21 protein-coding genes are annotated in these 20,386 nt (G+C 36.7%); 15 read left to right on the top strand and 6 right to left on the bottom strand.

The features are described from left to right. Positions 1-2: 2 nt before the first annotated feature. From ACEYOS_RS13760 to ACEYOS_RS13750, 3 genes are all read left to right on the top strand, one after another. Positions 3-587 (top strand): hypothetical protein, encoded by a 585-nt coding sequence (locus ACEYOS_RS13760; protein ID WP_373708039.1) that lies wholly within the window; start codon positions 3-5, stop codon positions 585-587. A gap of 13 nt (positions 588-600) precedes the next feature. Next, the gene (locus ACEYOS_RS13755) at positions 601-1,248 is read left to right on the top strand and encodes an HD domain-containing protein (RefSeq protein WP_373708040.1); all 648 of its coding nucleotides are present in this window, start codon (positions 601-603) and stop codon (positions 1,246-1,248) included. 207 nt (positions 1,249-1,455) lie between these two features. Continuing rightward, positions 1,456-2,067, top strand: a complete 612-nt coding sequence (locus tag ACEYOS_RS13750; RefSeq protein WP_373708041.1) for a hypothetical protein — start codon at positions 1,456-1,458, stop codon at positions 2,065-2,067. A 16-nt stretch (positions 2,068-2,083) separates the two neighbouring features. On the opposite strand, the gene ACEYOS_RS13745 is transcribed toward ACEYOS_RS13750, so the two are convergent. The 4 genes from ACEYOS_RS13745 to ACEYOS_RS13730 all read right to left on the bottom strand — a co-directional run bounded on the left by ACEYOS_RS13745 (position 2,084) and on the right by ACEYOS_RS13730 (position 6,834). Beyond that, a complete protein-coding gene (locus ACEYOS_RS13745; protein WP_373708042.1) occupies positions 2,084-3,280 on the bottom strand; it encodes an efflux RND transporter periplasmic adaptor subunit in 1,197 nt (398 codons plus the stop codon). 202 nt (positions 3,281-3,482) lie between these two features. Further along, positions 3,483-4,751: an ABC transporter permease gene (locus ACEYOS_RS13740; protein ID WP_373708043.1), complete on the bottom strand. Its 1,269-nt coding sequence runs from the start codon at positions 4,749-4,751 to the stop codon at positions 3,483-3,485. A 98-nt stretch (positions 4,752-4,849) separates the two neighbouring features. Then, entirely contained in the window at positions 4,850-6,079 is a 1,230-nt protein-coding gene (locus ACEYOS_RS13735) for an ABC transporter permease (RefSeq protein WP_373708044.1), read from the bottom strand. Positions 6,080-6,141: 62 nt separating this feature from the next. Then, positions 6,142-6,834: an ABC transporter ATP-binding protein gene (locus ACEYOS_RS13730; RefSeq protein ID WP_373708045.1), complete on the bottom strand. Its 693-nt coding sequence runs from the start codon at positions 6,832-6,834 to the stop codon at positions 6,142-6,144. Between the two features lie 337 nt (positions 6,835-7,171). Here ACEYOS_RS13730 and ACEYOS_RS13725 point away from each other — a divergent pair, with 337 nt between their 5' ends. The 12 genes from ACEYOS_RS13725 (at position 7,172) to ACEYOS_RS13670 (ending at position 18,616) form a co-directional block, all read left to right on the top strand. Beyond that, positions 7,172-7,843, top strand: coding sequence for a hypothetical protein (locus ACEYOS_RS13725; protein ID WP_373708046.1), 672 nt, complete (start codon positions 7,172-7,174; stop codon positions 7,841-7,843). A gap of 13 nt (positions 7,844-7,856) precedes the next feature. Continuing rightward, positions 7,857-8,516 carry a hypothetical protein gene (locus tag ACEYOS_RS13720; RefSeq protein WP_373708047.1) on the top strand — a complete coding sequence of 220 codons (660 nt, stop codon included), beginning with the start codon at positions 7,857-7,859 and terminating at the stop codon, positions 8,514-8,516. A 12-nt stretch (positions 8,517-8,528) separates the two neighbouring features. Continuing rightward, complete coding sequence (locus ACEYOS_RS13715; protein ID WP_373708048.1) at positions 8,529-9,212, top strand: hypothetical protein; 684 nt, start codon at positions 8,529-8,531, stop codon at positions 9,210-9,212. 482 nt (positions 9,213-9,694) lie between these two features. Continuing rightward, on the top strand, positions 9,695-10,669 hold the full coding sequence (locus tag ACEYOS_RS13710) for a ribonucleotide-diphosphate reductase subunit beta (RefSeq protein ID WP_373708049.1): 975 nt from the start codon (positions 9,695-9,697) through the stop codon (positions 10,667-10,669). Positions 10,670-11,240: 571 nt separating this feature from the next. Next, a complete protein-coding gene (locus ACEYOS_RS13705) occupies positions 11,241-11,495 on the top strand; it encodes a hypothetical protein (RefSeq protein WP_373708050.1) in 255 nt (84 codons plus the stop codon). Positions 11,496-11,917: 422 nt separating this feature from the next. Then, positions 11,918-13,573: a ribonucleoside-diphosphate reductase subunit alpha gene (locus tag ACEYOS_RS13700; RefSeq protein WP_373708051.1), complete on the top strand. Its 1,656-nt coding sequence runs from the start codon at positions 11,918-11,920 to the stop codon at positions 13,571-13,573. 114 nt (positions 13,574-13,687) lie between these two features. Next, positions 13,688-14,554, top strand: a complete 867-nt coding sequence (locus tag ACEYOS_RS13695; protein WP_373708052.1) for a DUF72 domain-containing protein — start codon at positions 13,688-13,690, stop codon at positions 14,552-14,554. 102 nt (positions 14,555-14,656) lie between these two features. Further along, positions 14,657-15,091 (top strand): Rrf2 family transcriptional regulator, encoded by a 435-nt coding sequence (locus tag ACEYOS_RS13690; RefSeq protein ID WP_373708053.1) that lies wholly within the window; start codon positions 14,657-14,659, stop codon positions 15,089-15,091. A gap of 47 nt (positions 15,092-15,138) precedes the next feature. Beyond that, on the top strand, positions 15,139-16,890 hold the full coding sequence (locus ACEYOS_RS13685; RefSeq protein WP_373708054.1) for a cbb3-type cytochrome c oxidase subunit I: 1,752 nt from the start codon (positions 15,139-15,141) through the stop codon (positions 16,888-16,890). Between the two features lie 9 nt (positions 16,891-16,899). Continuing rightward, on the top strand, positions 16,900-17,892 hold the full coding sequence (locus ACEYOS_RS13680; RefSeq protein WP_373708055.1) for a cytochrome c: 993 nt from the start codon (positions 16,900-16,902) through the stop codon (positions 17,890-17,892). Positions 17,893-17,922: 30 nt separating this feature from the next. Further along, positions 17,923-18,183 (top strand): hypothetical protein, encoded by a 261-nt coding sequence (locus tag ACEYOS_RS13675; RefSeq protein ID WP_373708056.1) that lies wholly within the window; start codon positions 17,923-17,925, stop codon positions 18,181-18,183. A 19-nt stretch (positions 18,184-18,202) separates the two neighbouring features. Next, positions 18,203-18,616: a cytochrome C gene (locus ACEYOS_RS13670; protein WP_373708057.1), complete on the top strand. Its 414-nt coding sequence runs from the start codon at positions 18,203-18,205 to the stop codon at positions 18,614-18,616. Between the two features lie 149 nt (positions 18,617-18,765). On the opposite strand, the gene ACEYOS_RS13665 is transcribed toward ACEYOS_RS13670, so the two are convergent. Next, positions 18,766-19,674, bottom strand: coding sequence for a YARHG domain-containing protein (locus tag ACEYOS_RS13665; protein WP_373708058.1), 909 nt, complete (start codon positions 19,672-19,674; stop codon positions 18,766-18,768). Beyond that, positions 19,674-20,315 carry a DUF2306 domain-containing protein gene (locus ACEYOS_RS13660; protein ID WP_373708059.1) on the bottom strand — a complete coding sequence of 214 codons (642 nt, stop codon included), beginning with the start codon at positions 20,313-20,315 and terminating at the stop codon, positions 19,674-19,676. Before ACEYOS_RS13660 ends, ACEYOS_RS13665 begins: the two co-directional genes overlap by 1 nt. Positions 20,316-20,386 lie beyond the last annotated feature (71 nt).

Below are 20,386 nucleotides of genomic sequence, written 5' to 3'. Positions count from 1 at the left end.
ATATGAAAAAATATATTCTCGTTATTTTGCCTCTAATGGCAGTAACTTCCTGTTCGAAAGTGGAAGAAACCATCAATGAACAAATTGAAAAAACAACCACAAGCGTTAAAGAAAAAGCACAGAACGCAGTTAAAGAAACATTGAATGAAACGGTCAGTAATTCTATTAGCTCATTGACCAATGCCGAAAATGCACAATTTAAAGAAGTCTTTCCTCAAGGTGAAGCAAACATGATTTCTGAATTTAAAGGAAAGAAATTTACGTTTCCTAATGGTTCACCAGCTTACGTTTTTAAATATAAAGCCGATAAAGAATTATTGATTCCGTACTTAGAACAGCAGGTAACGACCAATGAAGAGAAATCTGATCCCGTGGCGAAAAAAGTAGATGGCAAAATCTTCATTGATAAATTAAGTTTTATTGAGAAATTTCTGCCCGCAAATACCATCGATATGATTTTCCTGGAAGATTTAAAAAATGATAAGAGTATTGAATACTACAAGGTTAAAAGATTCCCAAACAGCAGTACGATTATTTACAATCCCAAAACCCAGCAGATTTTTCAGTTCGTTGAAGTGTCGAAATAATTAAAAAAGAAGAATGTCCCAAAATTTAATTCAGAATACGATCGCTTTTGTTAAGGAAAAACTGGAAGGTGCCGAAGCCGGACACGATTGGTTTCACATTGAAAGAGTTTGGAAACTATCAAAAAAGATAGCTGATTCAGAAACTTGTAATCTCCAGGTTGTTGAACTTGCTGCTTTGCTTCATGATATTGCAGATCCCAAATTTCACGATGGTGATGAAACTTTAGCCTTGAAAATATCTAATGAGTTGCTACAAAGTCAAAATGTTTCTGCAGACATAATCGAGCAGGTTTTATTTATTATTAAAAATATTTCCTTTAAAAATAGGGAAGAAGCGCCAGAGGTTTTGCCTATTGAATTACAAATTGTTCAAGATGCAGATCGCATTGATGCAATTGGCGCGATTGGGATTGCCAGGACTTTTAATTATGGTGGATTTAAAAATAATTTAATGTATCATCCGGATATTCAGCCAGCTTTGAATATGACCAAAGAGGAATACAAAAAATCGAAAGGGACAACCATCAATCATTTTTACGAAAAGTTGTTGCTTTTGAAAGATATGATGAACACTGCAACCGGCAAAAAGCTCGCAGAAGAACGTCACGATTTTATGGTTGAATTTCTCGATCAGTTCTCTCGGGAGTGGAATGTGGAGTAGAGAAGATCCAAGTAAAAAGAGCCATATTGAAAGTGAAAGGAAGTAATTATTATGAGTGGTAAACTTTAAATATAAATTATCGGCTTTTTTACTAATCAAATTTCGTCTATTTGATCGATTATGTGAAGAGTAAGAAACCACTCAGCACAACTTCATCAACCCCGAAATAACCATTTTCTACGTGGTAATTTTATTTATCTTTACGCCATGTTTTATTTGTTTTTCCTGCTTGCAGTTTTACTTTCTTTTGGGTTGCTTTTCTCCGTTATTAAAACCGGTAGATTCAGCTCGTATGCTCGTGCATATCGATTGGTAATTGTCGGACTTGCCGTGGTTGCCTTTACCTATTATTTTATTCAGAAAAGTATTGATCATTTTGTACAGGATTCTATGACGGTGCAGGTCGTTAATAAATTGCCTTTTCCCGTAGACTTTTACATCATTAAAATTAATAACGATGCTGATCCTGATTTAAAATTTGAAACACGTCATTTGGGAATTATCAGAAATAACTATTATCGCATCGATTATTTAAAAATGGATTCTTCTGACCAATATTGGATTGCCGCGTATATGGGCAAAAAAAATCTGGTTTATTTCTCGCAACATTCCGTTCCCAACAAAAATGAAGATCAAATAATTGAGGTTCAAAATTACATCGTGCAGAGTTCAAAATTAGCAGAAATTGCTAAAACACATATCGAGGAACTCAAATTTGAAAATATTAAATCCGCGATTTGGATGACTTTGAGTTTGCTTCTTTTGTTTCTAAACCTGGCTTTATTTTTTAGAAAAGATAAAATAAAAATCCCGAAATAAATTCCGGGATTTGCTGTTATTTAGTTTTCTTTTCCTTCAAGGCTTCTTTGTCCTTGTCACTTGGATTCCAAACTTTCACTTCCGAATCTTTCGAAACTCCGGATAGAACCTGAACATTTATTCCATCGCTCGCACCGAGTTTTACGTTAACTTTTTTGAATTTTCCATCGGGTTGTTTCACTTCCACAAAAGAATTATCTCGGCCATTTACTTTTTCATACTGAATTAAAGATTCATCCAAAAGCAAAGCATTCTTCTGAGAACTTAAGATAATCTCGCCGTTGGCAGAAAATCCAGCTCTGATATATTCATTGGTTTTATTAAAAACATCACCTTCAATCGGGAATTTTATCGTTCCAGCTTCATCTTTTCCTTTGGGTGCGATCATGGTTACACGACCTGGAAACGATTTATTCTGCAGCGCACCGATGACGATGTTCATATCCATTCCTTCTTTTAATTTTCCAGCTTGTGCTTCGTCAATGGTTCCTTCAAAAATAAGAGAATTCAAATCCGCAATTGAGCAGATCGTACTTCCTGCGTTGAAGGAGTTGGCTTCAATCACCTGACTTCCAACTTTTACAGGAACTTCTAATACGGTTCCGTTGGCTTTAGACCGAATCTGTGTGGTAGCCAAACCAGCTAATTCTGGCGTCGCGCCCGTTTTCGCGATCTGTAGATTTTTCTGCGCAGTTTGTCTTTGTTGCTGTGCATTTCGTAAACTTTGCTGCGTAGATTGCAATTGCTGTTGCGCTGAAATATATTCCTGTTTAGAAATCACGCCTTGAGAATACAAACTTTGTTGCATCGCAAATTGTTTCTGCTGTTGAGCAACATTAATTTGAGCATTGCTGATCTGTAAATTAGCGCTGTTAATTTCCTGCGTCGCCGCATTCACATTTTGGATACTCGGTACAATTCTGATCGTAGCCACCAATTGACCCGCGACCACTTTATCACCTTCAGTCACCAAAATTTTATCAATAATTCCAGAGATATTCGGTTTGATCTCAATTTCTTCTCTTGGTACAATTTTTCCGGTCGCCATCACTTTATCATCCATATTTTGCACGAATGGTTTTTTGGTGAGGAATGCTTCGCTTTCTGTTGAGTTGGATGAAATCAGATATTTAATTCCAAAAATCAACGCCACAACAAAAATCAATCCCAAGAATAGGTAAATTGCTTTTTTAAAGGTGAACTTCTTTTTCATATAATTAGTTTATTTTTTAATTTTTTTTTGGGCGACTTTTTCCATCCTCCATTCCCGCTTTTTTGCTCGGCTGGCGCCTCACAAAAAGAGCTCCATTCAGGCTGGGTCGCAAGGCAGTTTTTTAATTTAAAAAACGTAATCAATTTCCTATTTCTCATTACCCATTACTCATTTCTAATTACCCATTACTCATCATTCAGGATTACTCCGATCTCAGCGCTTCAATTGGTCTAATCTTCACCGCTCTTTGCGCTGGAATCATACCGACAATCAATCCTAAAACTACCATGATCGCCATCGCCCCGAAAACCTGTCCATAATTAACCGTCGGGTTGTAAAAAGGGAATGCATCCTGGTCTTTCGTAATGAGATTTAAAATCATCAGCAGAAATATTCCCAGCATAAAACCAATAAGGCCAGATGACAAAGTGATCACGACACTTTCCAATAAAATCTGATTTCTTACTTCTGCAGGTTTTGCACCCAAAGCACGACGGATTCCGATTTCTTTGGTTCTTTCCGTTACGGTAATTAGTAAAATATTAGAGATAGCAATAACGCCGGCTAAAATTGTTAATGATCCCACGGTAATAGTAAGTAACTGCATTCCGGTGAGGAATCCTGTTAGTTTTCCAAATTCCTTTCCGAGGTTAAAAGATCCGAAAGCATTGGTATCATCAGGGGAAACATTGTATTTGGTTTTAAGTTCCGTTTTTATTTGATCTTCCAGAAGACTTAGATCTGCATCGGGTTTCCCTACGATCGCAAAAAATCCTACTTTATCACCTTCATTATACATTTTAGAATAAGTGGTAAAGGGAATAAATGATTCCTGATCATTATCTGGGCCACCAGTTTTCTTTACCCGAAAAACGCCAATTACATTAAAGAAAACTCCTTTTACATTGATCGATTGTCCTATCGGATTTTCATTCTTTTTCGCATCAAAGAGGTTTTTATAAATCTCTTCTCCAATAACGATCACACTTTTATTTCCAGAAATATCAGCATCGTTAATGTACCGTCCGAAGATTAGGTTTTTTTCAGAAATTTTATTTCCAACTGGAAAATCTCCAGTTAAAGTATAAGTTGCATTCTTTCCATTTCTGGAAAATGATTCTCCTGGCGTTCCAAATTTTCCTCGGGAAGTTTGCGGAGAAATATAGTCGATCTCTTTAATTTTTTGGGGAAGTAACTCCAGGTCGCTTAAATGCAGATCCATTTTTCTGCCTTTTGGAAATCCATCATAAGGAATTGTAGTATTCTGTGCCCAAAGGAAAATGGAGTTGGTTGCAAACCCAGAGAACACTTTATCGAACCCATTTTCCATTCCTTTGGCGGCACCCAAAAGGGCCACAAAAAGAAACATTCCCCAGCCCACACCGATCATGGTGAGGAAGGTTCGTAACTTATTATTCTTGAGGGAATAATAAATTTCTTGCCAGGTATCTATTTTGAAAATGATGTTCATAATGTCAACTTCTTTAAGTGAGTAAATTCACTAATTAATGCGAAATTAATTTAATGGTGCTAATAAAGTCTTTTATCTATGTTCTTTTATCTAAAAAGCTATTCGCTTCTCAACGCCTCAATCGGTTTAATTCTACTGGCTCGATACGCTGGAACAAATCCCGCAATCAATCCGGAAATGACTAAACTGACAAAAGCTGCCGTCACGATTCCCCAACCAACTGATGGATCCATGATAAAATATTTTTCTAAACTGTCGCCAATTAAATTTAAAGTGAGTATTCCTAAACCAACGCCCATTAAACCAGAAACGACCGTAATCACAATACTTTCCTGCATAATTAAGCCTACGATACTGCTCGGTTTTGCACCAATCGCTTTTCTAACACCGATTTCCTGGGTTCGCTCTTTCACAATGTAAACCATGATATTGCTAATTCCGATAATTCCGGCGAGCAAAGTTCCCATTCCGATGAATCCAACGATAAGCGTGATGATGAATAAAAACTGAAAAGTTCGATCCATGTTTTTAGCATTGTTCCTGACCACGACACCATTTTCATCGTCAGGCGAAACTTTATGTTTTGCTTTTAATTCTTTTTCTACTTTCTCACCATATTTAATGGCTTGCTCCGGAGTGAGATCTGTATTATAAGTCAGAAAAATAGTACTTACTGTATCTGAACCTTTTTTGAGTTGCTGCAAAGTGGTGATCGGAACAGTGATCATTCGTTCATCGAAATCGCCACCATCGTCAGAGAAAACTCCGACTACTTTAAACATGGTTCCATTAATATCTAAATCTTTACCAATCGGACTGCCGTTTTTAATTAAATCCCGCTGAACCATTCGTCCAATGACGGCGACTTTTTGCTGACGGTTCATATCCAACGGACTTAGATATCTGCCTTCAGTTAAATTTCGGTTTTCGATAATTTTCTCATCGGGATTCGCGCCGCTAATTTGATAGTTACCACTTTCTCGACCATATTTCACCGTCATGTTGGCTGAATATCTTGGCGTAGAACTTTCTAACTTTTCAGGATCTTCGGTGCTGATTTGTTCGTAGTCATCGTTTTTTAGAACGATTTGTCGATCGGATTGTAAACCTCCATAGGCGATGGTTGTTTTACGGGTGAAAATAGTGATAAGGTTAGTCGCATCTCGAGCGAAACCTTGAGTAAAAGCATTTTGAAGTCCAGTTCCAATACCGAAAAGCACAATGAAAATATATAAACCTAAGGCCACGGTAAAGCCAGAAAGTACCGTTCGCAATATATTACTGCGAATGGATTCAAATATTTCTCTCCAGCGGTCGAGGTCAAACATATTGTCTAATTTTCTTTAAAAGCATTTTTTATTAAATTCACCATTCACCAAGTGGTCATTATTTATTCTAAAACTCTTTGGGTAATAAATTCATCACTTTCTATAATACCATCTTTTAAGATGACATTTCTTTTGGTTTCGGCGGCAACATCAGGTTCATGGGTCACAACGATAATTGTTTTACCGCCACGATTAATTTCCTGAAGGAGTTTCATAATGTCGTAGGTTGTTTTTGAATCAAGTGCTCCAGTTGGTTCATCGGCTAGAATTACTTTTGGATCGGTGATTAAGGCACGTGCTATGGCAACTCTTTGTTTTTGTCCTCCCGAAAGTTCATTCGGTAAATGGGTTGCCCATTCTGCCAAACCTACTTTCGCCAGGTATTCCATGGCTCTTTCATTTCTTTCTTTCCGTCCTATATTTTGGTAGTAGAGTGGAAGTGCAACATTTTCTAAAGCAGTCTTATAGCCAATCAAGTTAAAGGACTGAAAAATAAATCCTAAAAACTTACTTCGATATTCTGCGGCTTTTATTTCTGAAAGATGTTCGATCGGAATTCCATCAAGTTCGTAAATACCAGTATCTTTTTCATCTAAAATACCAATGATATTAAGTAAAGTCGATTTTCCCGACCCCGAACTTCCCATAATGGAAACGAATTCGCCTTCATCAATTGAAAGATCAATTCCTTTTAGAACGTGAAGTTTGCTCTTTCCGGTGTCGTATGATTTGTTGAGATCCTTAATTACTAACATCAAGTGGGGTTATTTACGTAATAAGTAGGTTTTTTATTTTGTTTGTTACAAATGTTTCGATAAACTGTAATTTAGGATAATTCTACCTATTGTATTTAATGCATAGTAATTATTTCTCTTTTATATTATTTTATATTAATTTTTTTTATTAATAGTAATTGTGTTTTTATTTAATATTATATAAGAATTAGTGTTGTTATAGTTTAAAAATTTCTAATTTGTTTTTATTAAATGGATAAATTTTACGATTTGATTTACTTTTGATTCAGTATGTTTGCATCAAGTCTGAATTTATTTATAAAAGAAGACTTCAAACACAAATAAAAACACAAATACGATGAAAAAAAAGATACAGCTTATGCTGTTATTCTCGGCTTGTGCCATGTCGGCTCAGTCTGGAAATGTAGGAATTAATACTTCTACACCCGAAGAAAAGCTCCATGTAAATGGTACAATGAAGGCAAAGGATATCATTTTAGATCTTAATGCCAGTGCGTCACAAATTCCTGAACTTTCTCCAGGCGAAAATTATTCTTTCCTTCTTAAATCTACCACTGCTAACCGAATTACAACCTACAACGTTCAGTCAAGTGGAGGAGGACCGACCAATACTTTCCCTGCTCCGTTTGGTATTATTCAATATAATATTAGCACCGACAATGGTGATAGGGATTGGGTTAACGCTTACAATACGAAGATTAACGCTTCTAAGTATGTCGTAATTGTCAATTCTTTCAATTTTAATCTTCCAGTGGTTTTAAATTCAACAGGTGTAGCAGCAAGGCGTCTTGCTCCAGTTGCGCAAGTTTATACTTACGAACAAGGTGGAACTTGGTGGATTAAAGCCGATTATAATGGATTTGCACCTCCGTCAAGCACGACCACTGCAGGATTATGGAATGTAAGTCTCATGATTTTCGATAAGACTTTTGCGAGAAATACACCAGTAACGGTCAATTTAGCGGGTGCCACAACTGGTGCTGCTACCTCTGCCTTGATTACCAATTAAAAAACACACTATTATGAAAAAAATAACTACAATTTTAGGATTGACTCTTTCGGCTGTGCTTTTCAGTCAGGTAGGAATCGGAACCGAAACTCCCCGCGATCAGTTGGATGTCATCGGAAATATATTGCTGGACGATTATCTTATTTTAACCGATACCAAAATCGTAACGGGCAATTATAATCTCCTGGTTAGATCCGAGGATTCTAATCCAGTGGGTGAAGTGAAGGTTTTGAATACCAGAACACGTACCGTTGTTCCAATTAATAAATACACGGTAAAGATCACCAACGTTGATGATGTTAGAGTGCTTAAATTAAATACGGGCTTAGACGTAAGTAAATATTTTGTTGGATTGGCAGAAGCGACTTTTACTGGTGCCAATATCATTCAGGTAAGTCCAACTGCAACCGGAAATACATCAACTCCTGTACATGGTACCTATCTAACGACGGTAGAACCAGGAACAGGAACAGCTGCGGGGAAATATGTAATAAGTTTAAATTTTAATGGGGCGAGAACGGATGCCAATGCCAACGGAACCTGGGATGTTTCCTTCATTGTTTATGAGAAAACGTTAGTGAAAGATTATGGGGTTTTTACAGGATCGGTTAGTGCTTCTGCCAACCCGGTTTATTCAGGAGTTTCTACCAATACCCCAGCAGGATTACAATAAAAAATAAAAATGATGAAAAAATTAATATTATTTGCGATTCTGTTTGTTATTACAGATCTGCAGGCACAATCTACCAATAATAACGTCGGGATCAATACCACCAATCCAACAGAAAACCTGGATGTGAATGGAGTCGTTCATGCCGACAAACTTTATCTTCGCGCGCCGGGAGATCCGCAGGAGTTGCCTATTAAATTTATGGCTTCGTCTAACCGAAGTCTAGATGTTTATGATTCTCAGGCAGGCGCATCGTCGCTGGTCAACTATATAAGTCTTAACTTTACCAATGTTTCTAACGTTGGAGTTACAGCTTACGATACTAAAATTTCTGCGGCTGATTTTACGGTTGCAGTTCGCAGTTTCAGTATTGAAAATACACCAACAGATATTGACGTTTACACGATGCATGATTTAAATGCTACAAAAACTTCCTCTCCTTATTATCAGCCAAGTCCAGATTTTGTGGCGTATGTGCAAAGTGGCACTTGGTGGGTCAGAGCCAGGTATCTTGATGCTAAATTTACAAAAGCTGGTGCAGGACCGGTAGCTGCAGATCGTTTTAATATCAGATTGCAATTATTGGTGTACAAAGAATTGATCACTAAAAACGTTGCCACACCAACTCCGGGAGCAGGATTAGATCTTGGTGGTACAAACGGATCAACTTCAGTGATACCGACTCCTACAGGATTTTAAATGACTCTGAAATTTTATACGGAAATTAGAGATTTCATACAATCACTCCAGCGAAAGTTGGAGTGATTTTTTTTAAGAAAGCGAGGTCCAATTAATTAATCATTCTATTTTTTATCCCCGCTTATTCATTCATCGTCTTGGTTGAAATTGGCGCCGTTTAATAATTTTTAACCTATTATGTGATGGTATAGAAGAGTTGTTTAAATCAGGATCGGGTCTAATCGTCGTGATCAAGTGTCGTACCGTTCTAAACGTAATGGGAACGCAAGGTCTGTGTGATTGTGGAAAACTTTTACCGCTTATAGTCAGTGAATTAATGATTACGACTTTCCTCATAAGGTTTCATTTCCTATTTTTGTACGGAACGCAATATGGTTAAAATTCTCTGTTTTAGCTTTCATTCGTTTTATAAACAGCTAATAATCATTACATTGTGTAATCGCTCTTTTCTAAGAGTAGTCACTTAAAAATTAAGTTTTATTATGGGAATTTTTGATAAAAGAATAGGATATAAACCATTTGAGTATCCAGAGGTTTTACAGTTTGTGGAAGCCATTAACAAATCATTTTGGGTACATTCAGAAGTTGACTTTACAGCTGATGTTCAGGATTTCCATTCTCAGTTAGAACCGCATGAAAAGAATGCGATCAAGAATGCTCTGTTGGCGATTGCCCAAATTGAAGTTTCTGTAAAAACATTTTGGGGGAATTTGTACAACCATATGCCGAAACCAGAATTGAACGGTTTGGGAGCGACGTTTGCAGAATGCGAATTCCGTCATTCAGAAGCATATTCCCGTTTGGTGGAAGTTTTAGGGTACAACGATGCATTTAATCAGGCTATCGAAATTCCTGCCCTTAAAAAGAGAATCGAGTTTCTTTCCAATGTTTTGAAACATGCCAATTCGAGCACTCAAAAAGAATATGTTTCTTCCTTGTTGCTGTTCAGTATTTTAATTGAAAACGTTTCCTTGTTCTCTCAGTTTGCGATTATTTTATCGTTCACGAGATTCAAAGGATATATGAAAAACGTTTCCAATATCATCGCCTGGACTTCCGTTGATGAGCAAATTCACGCCAATGCTGGGATTTATTTGATCAATAAAATACGTCAGGAACAACCGGATCTTTTAACCGATTCAGATATCGAAGATATTTACACTTTGGTCGATCATTCCATCAACGTAGAAGAAGAGATCCTGGATTGGATCTTCGAAATGGGCGAGATCGATAATGTGAGCAAAGAAAATTTACTGAATTTCATGAAATTCCGTGTAGACGACAGTTTGAAGAAGATCAATATGAAAACCCGCTACAATATCACGCCGGAACAATTCCGTCCGATGGTTTGGTTTGAGGAAGAAGTTTTCGCCAATTCAATGGATGATTTCTTCGCCAAAAGACCGGTTGATTATACGAAACACGATAAGAGTATTACCGAGAACGATTTATTTTAGTAGACGATGAATACTTTAGAATTTCTTTGGAGCATTGAAGAGCTTAGATCATTCATTATAAAATCTATAGTTATGATAATTGTTATTTTTGTTAGTCTCTTCGTTATTCACTTTGTTAAAGTTATTTTGGGACAGAGATCAAAATTTATGTTATTTGAGGTTTTTGATATAAAAAAAAATCTAATCTAGTTTCGTTTTGCTCTGGAAAACGAAACTAGAATTTAATAATATGGAACTTTTACTTTATTAATAGTAAAATTCTTTATTTCGTTTTGTATTCGAAAACGAAATAAAGAAAAGTATTGTAATAGTTTATCATTTTTCAGATTGTCAAGATAGTAATGTTAACCTTGAAAAGATTGAGAAAGGAATTGTTAAAGTAAAATCTGTAAAATCTTAAGAAGTAAGATTGATCAATATCAATAGTTTAACAAACGGAAGATTCAATTGGTTTTAGCCAAAACCTATTGTAGGAATTCAACCTTGTCAAGGTTCAAAACCTTACTTGGATTTCACCATCAGCAGGATTAAAAAACATCTACTGTAAATTAATTTTTTTAAAAGTGAGCATATGAAAAAAGCAACGCAAAACCAGATCGAGCAACTAGAAAAATTAAGGGAGAAAATTAAATTGTCTACTGACGTTGAAGCGAAAACTGATTTATTGGTTAATGCAGAAGAAATATTGAAGGAGATTGACTTTATGAGTAATTATTACACCAATTTCGTCGGCGATTTAAGAAGATATAAAACCCAGAAAGCAATAGCAATAGAAAGTGCTCTTGTCACGATCCTGGATGAGGCGATCGAGCAATACAAAAACTAAAAGAGGTTTATGCTATCTTCTAATCCTTATAAAGCGCGAGCGAAGCGATCGTCGAAAGAAAGATAGTTAGCATTATAAGCATTAATAAGAACGGGCTTTAGCCCTTCTAAAAGAAAGAAAAATTCCAGTGGCTTTAGCCAAAACTTATTTTGGAATTCAACCTTGTCAAGGTTTGAAACCTTGACAAGGTTTTTAAAAGGTATTAGGAATTTTCAAAAGAAAAACGACAGAAGTTTCTAGCCCCGATTGTAGTGGAAATCCTGGCATTGCGAATTGTAAATTTAAATGGATTAACCCTTTTCTATCGCAATGACAGATTGCAACGGAAAGCGGGACCGAGATATAAAAGAAGCAAAAATTGGATGCTTCAAAAAAATAATAAAAACACATTGTACGCGGTACATTTTTAGAGAAAGAGAATTATGGAAGAACAAAAGAAAATTTGGTGGCTGAACGAAGAGTCGGAGCAAATGCTCAACCGCGGTTATTTATTGAAAGGCGAAACCGTAGATGGTGCAATTACCAGAATCACCACCGCGGCGGCGAAAAGATTATATAAACCAGAACTGCAACCCGCTTTCGAAGAGATGATCAGAAAAGGTTGGATCAGTTTTTCTTCACCAGTTTGGGCAAACATGGGAACGGAAAGAGGATTGCCGATCTCGTGTTTCAATGTTCATGTGCCGGATAATATCGAAGGAATTACCCACAAATTAGGCGAAGTAATTATGCAGACCAAAATTGGGGGTGGAACTTCCGGCTATTTTGGTGAACTAAGAAATCGTGGAACAGCCGTAACAGACAACGGAAAATCTTCGGGTGCAGTTTCTTTCATGAAATTATATGATACTGCAATGGATGTGGTGTCTCAAGGCGGCGTTCGTCGTGGAGCTTTTGCCGCGTATTTGGATGTTGACCATGGAGATATTGAGGAGTTTTTATCGATCAAAGATATTGGAAGTCCGATTCAGAACTTGTTTACCGGAATCTGCGTACCAGATTACTGGATGCAGGACATGATCGATGGCGATATGGACAAGCGTAAGATCTGGGCAAGAGTTCTTGAAAGTCGTGCACAGAAAGGTTTGCCATATATTTTCTTCACCGATAATGTGAACCGTAACAAACCACAAGTTTATAAAGATCTTGGCATGCCGGTGAATGCAAGTAATTTGTGTTCGGAAATTATGTTGCCTTCTAATGAAGCAGAATCTTTTATCTGTTGTCTTTCTTCAATGAACTTAGAGTTATACGACGAGTGGAAAGATACGGATGCGGTGAAATTGGCGATCTATTTCTTAGATGCTGTTTTATCTGAATTTATTGAAAAAACAGAAGGGAATTATTATTTGACCGGAGCCAGAAATTTTGCTTTGCGTCACAGAGCGTTAGGTTTGGGAGTTCTTGGATATCATTCTTATCTTCAGAAAAATATGATCCCGTTTGAAAGTTTTGAGGCGACTCAGTTTAATGCAAAAGCGTTCAGACAAATTAAAGAGCAATCGATTATCGCTTCTCAGGAATTAGCGAATATCTATGGCGAACCGGAATTGCTGAAAGGTTACGGAATGCGAAATACCACAACAATGGCAATCGCACCAACTACTTCAAGTTCTGCTATCCTAGGACAGACTTCACCTGGAATTGAGCCGTTTGCTTCTAATTATTACAAAGCAGGTTTGGCAAAAGGGAACTTTATGCGCAAGAATAAATACCTCGCAATATTGCTTAAAGAAAAAGGAATCGACAACGAAGATACTTGGAGAACAATTATGTTGAACCATGGTTCGGTGCAAAATATCCCAGAATTGTCTGAAGAGGAAAAAGCAGTATTTAAAACCTTCCGTGAAATTTCTCCAATGGAGATTATATCGCAAGCTGCCCAAAGACAACAATATATTGATCAGGGACAATCATTGAATTTACAGATTCCAGCAACCATGCCGGTTAAAGATGTGAATTATCTATATATCGAAGCCTGGAAAAAAGGAGTGAAATCTTTGTATTACCAAAGAAGTTCGTCTGTTTCTAAGGAAATGATGGTGAACTTTGTGAGCTGCTCGAGTTGTGAAGCTTAAAAGACTTTCAGATTATAAACAAATAGATTATAGACTAAACCGTGGAATTTTTTCTACGGTTTTTTTTACCTTTGATAGATAAGACCTAAATTCTGCCACCTAATACCTAAAAAAATGAAATTCGGACAAGTACCAGACCCCTCTCAAATTGATTTCACACTTCCCAAAGACCATCCCAGAACAAAAGAGATCTTAAAAGAAAATAAATCCAAAGATTTTAATATTTTCGTCGGTTGTGCCAAATGGAACAAAACTGATTTGAAAGGTTTTTATCCCAGAGGAACGAAAGATGAATTGACGTATTATTCACAGCAGTTTAATTCTATTGAGTTAAATGCTACTTTTTATAAATCACCTTCACCAGAGCAGGTCTTCACTTGGAAAGATAAAACGCCGGCAGATTTTAAGTTCTTTCCGAAAGTTCCAAATACCGTTTCGCATTACCGAAGGTTACTCAATATCACAGATGTTGTTACCGAGTTCGCAAGCTCTGTTTTAAACTTTGATGAAAAATTAGGCATGGTTTTTTTACAGCTTCACGATAATTTCAAACCGAAAGATTATGATCGCTTAGAAACATTTATTAAAGATTGGCCTAAAGAAGTTCCGCTTGCGGTAGAATTAAGAAATGAGGAATGGTTTGGTGATGAGGAAGTTTTTAATACTACGATGGATCTCTTTGAAAAACATGCGATCACCAATATTATTGTTGATACTGCCGGAAGAAGAGATTTATTGCACATGCGTCTCACCACTGACACCGCTTTTATTCGGTACGTTGGCGCTAATGCTGACAGTGATTACACGCGACTTGATGACTGGATAGAGCGTCTTAAGGTTTGGGAAAAAGAAGGATTAAAAAATCTGTATTTCTTCGTTCATCAGAATGTCGAAAAAGCCTCTCCACTTTTATCTGCTTATTTTATAGAAGCGATCAATAAAGAATTTAAAACAGAAATTCATGTTCCCGTAATGGCGTAAATAAAATTGAAATTTATTTCTCTTAATTTGATTAAAAATAATAGAAGACTGTTTTGTCTTCTATTATTTTTTTTTATACATTTGTTAGGAGTAAAAAAAGATATGTTTTCAAAATCATGTGAGTATGGAATTCGAGCGTCAATTTATGTGGCAAAAAATTCTATTAAAGGCCGAAAAGTAAGTTTGAAGGATGTAGCGTTACATACTGATTCGCCACCCGCATTTATGGCGAAAATTTTACAGAAACTCACTAAGACAGAAGTGTTGTCTTCTATGAAAGGTCCAACTGGTGGGTTTTTCGTACCGTTAGATAGGATTGAGGATATATCACTTTTGACGATTGTTTTAGCAATGGACGGTGATGGTATTTTTGAAGACTGTACGCTTGGACTTAGACGTTGTGACGGCCAAAAACCATGTCCAATGCATTTCGCTTTTGTGAAAATCCGGGAGGAAATGAGAGAAAGTTTAGAAACAAAATCGTTAAAGTCTTTGGCTGATGAGGTTTCAGACGGTATTACGTTTTTGAAGCGGTAGTTTTTTTTACTATAATAAAGGACAATTTTATCTTTTAATATTTCTATATGAATAATTCAATATTTGGGGAATCGGGAATTCAGATCACGGTACTTCTCATTTTAATACCGGTTCTTGCCGGACTGGTCATTGCGATTGTGAAGACTTACAGTACGTACAAGAATTTAAAGAACCAACGGAAACTTTTTGAATTCAACAAAAAGATAGAAACGCTTACTCCCGAAGAACTGGATTTTTATGAGAAAAGGAGAGTGGAACAAGAATACCAACTTCCTCAAAATGAACTTTCTGGGGCAATTCTTCCTTCCGATGACAAGGGGATTATTCATAATATTAATGTGATTGATGAACTTCGGTTTATTCCACATAAAAGGAGTTTTGTTCCTCAAAAATATATTTCACCACAACTTGCAAAGTTAATTTTATACTACATTGGATTCTCTATTTTCTGGTTGCTTTTCGGTACAAGCGTTGGCGAGTATTTAGGGATTAAGTTCGTCGCACCAGATGCAGATCATGTCAGTTGGTTAAGTTTTGGGCGGCTTCGTCCGGTTCATACCAACATGGTATTTTGGGGCTGGGCCTCTTTTGCAATGGTTGGACTTTCCTATTATGTCATTCCGAGAGTAAGTAATGTGAGGATTTTCAGTCTTAAAATTGGGTGGTATACGTTCTACTTAATGAATGCTGCAGTTTTGCTGGGAACCATATCATTAATGGCGGGAATTAATAATGGCGGTGGAGAATACAGAGAATATATCTGGCCAATTATGGCTCTTTTTGCTGCCGGTATTGTTCTCACCTTGTATAACTTTTTGATGACCGTTGCAAGAAGAACAACCAAAGAGATCTATGTGTCGAACTGGTATATAATTTCTGCGATCATGTTTGTAATTGTTATTTTAGTCGTTGCTTACGTTCCTGTTTGGCAAGATGGATTGGCAGAAACCATTGTTCAAGGATACTATATGCACCAGGGAGTTGGAATGTGGTTCATGTTTTTAGTTTTAGGTTTAATGTATTATTTCCTTCCTCAACAATTGAACAAACCTATTTACTCTTACAGTTTAGGAATTTTAGCGTTCTGGACTCAGATTATATTCTATACTTTAATTGGAAGTCACCACTTTATATTCAGCGCGATTCCATGGTGGATGCAAACGGTAGCAATTGTCGCAAGTGTCGGAATGGTAATTCCTGTGGTAGCTGGAACAGCCAACTTTTTATTGACTTTTAACGGTGCATGGTATCAGGTAAAAAATTCTTATACACTTCCCTTTTATATCATCGGTATTATTTTCTACTTCACCGGCTCCATGCAGGGAACGGTAGAAGCCTTCCGATTTACGAATTTAATTTGGCACTTTACTGATTTCACGGTAGCTCACTCCCATTTAACGATGTACGGTATTATCACTTTTATGTTGTGGGGATTTATTTACACTTTAATTCCAAGAATTACTGGAAAAGAACCGCCAAAAATTTCGGTCGGTATTCATTTCTGGTTAGCCTTGATTGGTTTAATGTTTTATACCGTGCCTTTGATGATTGGTGCTACCGAAAAAGGATTGCTTTGGATGGAAAGTAAACCATTTATTCAAAGTGTAGTTTTAATGGCTCCGTACTGGTTATGGCGTGCGATTGGTGGAACGATGATGTGGATTTCGCACTTTGTATTTGCCTACAACTTCTACAAAATGGTCAATAAAAAACCGGAGGTCATTATTCCGACGACGCCCGCAGAAATTCTGGAAGCAAAAAGACAACTCAAAAATACTGAATTCATCCCTACAAAATAAATTGGAATAATGGAATTTTTAAATAATCATAAAACTTTGTTTTGGTCGGCCTTAATTTTATTTCTGTTCCTAACGTTACAGATTGCGATTTTGCCTGCTTTTACCATGCAACAAATTTATAAGCCGCTGCCGGATGCAAAACCTTTAACCATAGATGAGGCTGCCGGAAAAGCTGTTTATGTAGAAAACGGGTGTATCGCTTGTCACACGCAACAGGTGCGAGAAGTTGAAATGGATAAAGTATTTGGGAGCAGACCCAGTATTCCCGCAGATTACGCTGGAAATCATCAGACAGACATGTGGAGAAATACCGCTAATTTACTAGGATCCGAAAGAACGGGACCGGATTTAACCACCATTGGTGAGAGACAACCAAGTGATGATTGGCATTTACTTCATTTGTATCAACCAAGAGCGGTCGTGAAAGAATCGATCATGCCGTCGTATTCTTTTCTTTTTGAAGAAAAAGAATATTTAGCAAAAGGAGATATTGAGGTTAAAGTTCCGGCTGAATTTTTAAAACATAAATTTAAAAAAATTGTACCTACCAAAAAAGCACTTCAACTCGTTGCCTATTTGAAAAGTTTAAAGCAAACGAAATTACCAGAAGGAGTGGCTCCAGTGGAATTTTTGTATAAAAGAGAGGTCAAGAAAACTGCAGCCGCAGGTGGAGCAGATGCCTTACCAGATGGAGCAGAATTATATACTACAAATTGTGCAAGTTGTCATCAAGCTAATGGCGAAGGACTAGAGGGTGCGTTTCCACCTTTGAAAGGAAGCCCGATCGTTGCTGCTGAAGATATTGAAGTTTATGTGAATATTATCTGGGGCGGTTACAACGGAAGACCTGGCTATGGACCAATGCCTGCTGTCGGTAAAAATGCAAACTTCACAGCGGAGATGATTGCCGCGATCATGAATCATGAACGTTCTTCCTGGGGTAACAATGCCAAGCCAGTAACTGCTGCCGAGGTGAAGGCGGTAATGGATAACATAAAGTAAATGATATTGATTAAACCTTAAATGAGACCTATGAAAAATTTTAGAAATACCGCCATCCTGTTTTTTTTACTGTTACTGAATTTCGCTTTAGCATGTGAAGCCTGTAAGCTTCAACAACCAAAAGTGACCAGAGACTTTACCCATGGCGTTGGACCTCGTGGTGATTATGACTGGATTATCGTGGCTGTTATTGCAGTTCTTACTATTTACACTTTTATTTATTCATTAAAGTATTTGGTAAAACCAGGTGAGAAAAACCGGGATCATATTAAGAATTCTATTTTCAATTAATTCCATAAAAAAGTAAAAGATGACTAAAGATAGAAGTTCCGTTTTTCTCTTTATTGATGATGACGAAAAACCACTCGCAGAATTAGAAACTCCGATTGTCTTTGATTTTGATACGGCTAAATTGACGGACGGTGAACACGTGTTGAAAATTGTGAGCAAGTCTCCAACAGGAAGAGAAGGAATTCGAAAAATAAATTTCACGGTAAAAAATGGTCCGTCTGTTAGTGTAGAAGGGTTGAGCGAAGATGACATCGTAGATGGTGTAATTCCGTTGATGATAAACGCTTATGATAGAGGAAACCAAAAAAGTTTCGTTATTGAAGGAAGTGAAACTCCGCAAACAGTTCCGGTTTGGATGTGGATTATTATCATTTTAATCGTAGGTTGGGGTGCCTATTATGGAATAACCTATTTCAGTGGCTTCCCTTACTAATCGTCAAAATTCTAATTAGAAAAAAGAATATGATGCAGATCGCTAATTTCTAAAAGATATATTTCTTCTGAAAAATGATGTCATGAAAAGAAAACGGTTTCAATTATTTGAAACCGTTTTTCGTGTCGTAAATTGTCCTGATTTACCTATCATCTTCCAAAAGAATCATACTTATCTTCAGCATAAGCAATAAATCTGGTCAGCATTGCTATGTTCGATTTTTCCATCGGTGTTAACTCTTTTTCTACATCATTAGAAACTGGGATATACCAATCGGTCTGTTCGAAAAATGTTCTAAAAGTTTGTTTCTTGAATGAATATCCATGTCTGGCGTAGATGGCGTTTTTGATAATTTCCAGATCTAATTTTCGCAGATTTTTCAGTTCTTTTTCAGTTAATGATTGTTTCGAACCATTAATTTGAAAAATAGCTTCAGTGCCACTTCGGTTGAGTGAATTGCTATAAGTTTCGGTATTCCCGGTTTCCTCATCTTTATAAGAATTTTTTACTTCTTTGGAAGTCGTCCAGTCTACAAGATCTGTATTTTCTGGATCCAACATAAAATTAGGATTATAGACAAACGTCTTTTTAATTAATTTTACCGTCTTGGTAGGAGCTTTTACTTTTGATTTATCAAAGGCAACCCAATTTCCCGTCAAACTATCCGCGGACAAGTTGACTTCAAATCTTCCATCTGTTTTATCAGAACCTGGCTCATCCAAAACGAAATGATTCGTCTTATCATTAAAAACACCCCGAAACGGACGCTGATTCCCATTAACAATACTTTGTCCCCAAACGCTGTCTTTTGTGATTCGATTTATTTTTAAAGAAAGCCGTTTTGATTCATAATCCTCATACTCATCGTCGTCTGTACGGACTTTGTAATATCCTGAAAATGCTCCCGTATAAATTCCATAGAGCTCCTGATGGATATCCGGAATTTCAACGACCTGATTTTCTTCAAATTTTGCAACGTCAACGGTTTTTTTCTCATTCTTGCAACTCGTCACTGTAGCAGCAAGTAAGGCGATGGAGAGTAAAGTTAAATTTTTCATCAGAGTATTTTTTTTCTAATTAGTAATTCGATCAATAAAATATTTGGGATCCAACCCAGCCAGGCTACAATTTCGTAAACATCCATAGGGCTTGGATGGAAAAAATAAACAATGATCCATTTCCAAAGACGCAAAGTAATCGCAGACAGCGTTAGTGCGAAACTTCTCCACATCCACTTTTGATGAGCCTTATAATTTCTCTGGCGGATCAATTGGTAGGCTTTGAAAGTGGAAAACCACCAAAATATTCCTAAGATCACAAAGGATGTTTTTGAGAAGAATCCGCCATTGGCAAAAAACCCCATATAAATTCCGGTTGGTGCGGCTAAAAATAGAATCACAAACACATACACTTTTCCGACATATTGATGTATTTTTATTTTGTTGAAGTTGACTCTTATGATTGCTAAAAATCCGGTTAATAAAACCAATATCGACGAATAAACATGAATGTAAAAAAAGCTTAAATATTCGGGATGTGAAATGACTTCAGTTTGTTTGATCATCAAAAATGAAACGTCACTGTTGGCCGGAATATATTCGAATGTCAATTGAAGCATCAACCAAAAAAAGTAACCAAAGCAAAGGATTAGTCCTGTTTTGAGAATAATGGAAGAACTGTTTTTAATTGAAGCGAACATTGATTGTGAGGATTTTAGAGCTAATCTTTCTCAAATATAATCAAAAAACGATAATAAAATATTAAGCTTTT

Origin of the sequence: Kaistella sp. (assembly GCF_041824135.1) — a bacterium.
Taxonomy (GTDB): Bacteria; Bacteroidota; Bacteroidia; order Flavobacteriales; family Weeksellaceae; genus Kaistella.
Note: the sequence above shows the minus strand (reverse complement) of the source record. Positions and strands in the feature narration are given on the sequence as shown.

Excerpts from the sequence above, each read along its gene's own strand:
- ACEYOS_RS13760 (WP_373708039.1), top strand. The coding sequence starts at position 3 with ATGAAAAAATATATTCTCGTTATTTTGCCTCTAATGGCAGTAACTTCC.
- ACEYOS_RS13755 (WP_373708040.1), top strand. The coding sequence starts at position 601 with ATGTCCCAAAATTTAATTCAGAATACGATCGCTTTTGTTAAGGAAAAA.
- ACEYOS_RS13750 (WP_373708041.1), top strand. The coding sequence starts at position 1,456 with ATGTTTTATTTGTTTTTCCTGCTTGCAGTTTTACTTTCTTTTGGGTTG.
- ACEYOS_RS13745 (WP_373708042.1), bottom strand. The coding sequence starts at position 3,280 with ATGAAAAAGAAGTTCACCTTTAAAAAAGCAATTTACCTATTCTTGGGA.
- ACEYOS_RS13740 (WP_373708043.1), bottom strand. The coding sequence starts at position 4,751 with ATGAACATCATTTTCAAAATAGATACCTGGCAAGAAATTTATTATTCC.
- ACEYOS_RS13735 (WP_373708044.1), bottom strand. The coding sequence starts at position 6,079 with ATGTTTGACCTCGACCGCTGGAGAGAAATATTTGAATCCATTCGCAGT.
- ACEYOS_RS13730 (WP_373708045.1), bottom strand. The coding sequence starts at position 6,834 with ATGTTAGTAATTAAGGATCTCAACAAATCATACGACACCGGAAAGAGC.
- ACEYOS_RS13725 (WP_373708046.1), top strand. The coding sequence starts at position 7,172 with ATGAAAAAAAAGATACAGCTTATGCTGTTATTCTCGGCTTGTGCCATG.
- ACEYOS_RS13720 (WP_373708047.1), top strand. The coding sequence starts at position 7,857 with ATGAAAAAAATAACTACAATTTTAGGATTGACTCTTTCGGCTGTGCTT.
- ACEYOS_RS13715 (WP_373708048.1), top strand. The coding sequence starts at position 8,529 with ATGAAAAAATTAATATTATTTGCGATTCTGTTTGTTATTACAGATCTG.
- ACEYOS_RS13710 (WP_373708049.1), top strand. The coding sequence starts at position 9,695 with ATGGGAATTTTTGATAAAAGAATAGGATATAAACCATTTGAGTATCCA.
- ACEYOS_RS13705 (WP_373708050.1), top strand. The coding sequence starts at position 11,241 with ATGAAAAAAGCAACGCAAAACCAGATCGAGCAACTAGAAAAATTAAGG.
- ACEYOS_RS13700 (WP_373708051.1), top strand. The coding sequence starts at position 11,918 with ATGGAAGAACAAAAGAAAATTTGGTGGCTGAACGAAGAGTCGGAGCAA.
- ACEYOS_RS13695 (WP_373708052.1), top strand. The coding sequence starts at position 13,688 with ATGAAATTCGGACAAGTACCAGACCCCTCTCAAATTGATTTCACACTT.
- ACEYOS_RS13690 (WP_373708053.1), top strand. The coding sequence starts at position 14,657 with ATGTTTTCAAAATCATGTGAGTATGGAATTCGAGCGTCAATTTATGTG.
- ACEYOS_RS13685 (WP_373708054.1), top strand. The coding sequence starts at position 15,139 with ATGAATAATTCAATATTTGGGGAATCGGGAATTCAGATCACGGTACTT.
- ACEYOS_RS13680 (WP_373708055.1), top strand. The coding sequence starts at position 16,900 with ATGGAATTTTTAAATAATCATAAAACTTTGTTTTGGTCGGCCTTAATT.
- ACEYOS_RS13675 (WP_373708056.1), top strand. The coding sequence starts at position 17,923 with ATGAAAAATTTTAGAAATACCGCCATCCTGTTTTTTTTACTGTTACTG.
- ACEYOS_RS13670 (WP_373708057.1), top strand. The coding sequence starts at position 18,203 with ATGACTAAAGATAGAAGTTCCGTTTTTCTCTTTATTGATGATGACGAA.
- ACEYOS_RS13665 (WP_373708058.1), bottom strand. The coding sequence starts at position 19,674 with ATGAAAAATTTAACTTTACTCTCCATCGCCTTACTTGCTGCTACAGTG.
- ACEYOS_RS13660 (WP_373708059.1), bottom strand. The coding sequence starts at position 20,315 with ATGTTCGCTTCAATTAAAAACAGTTCTTCCATTATTCTCAAAACAGGA.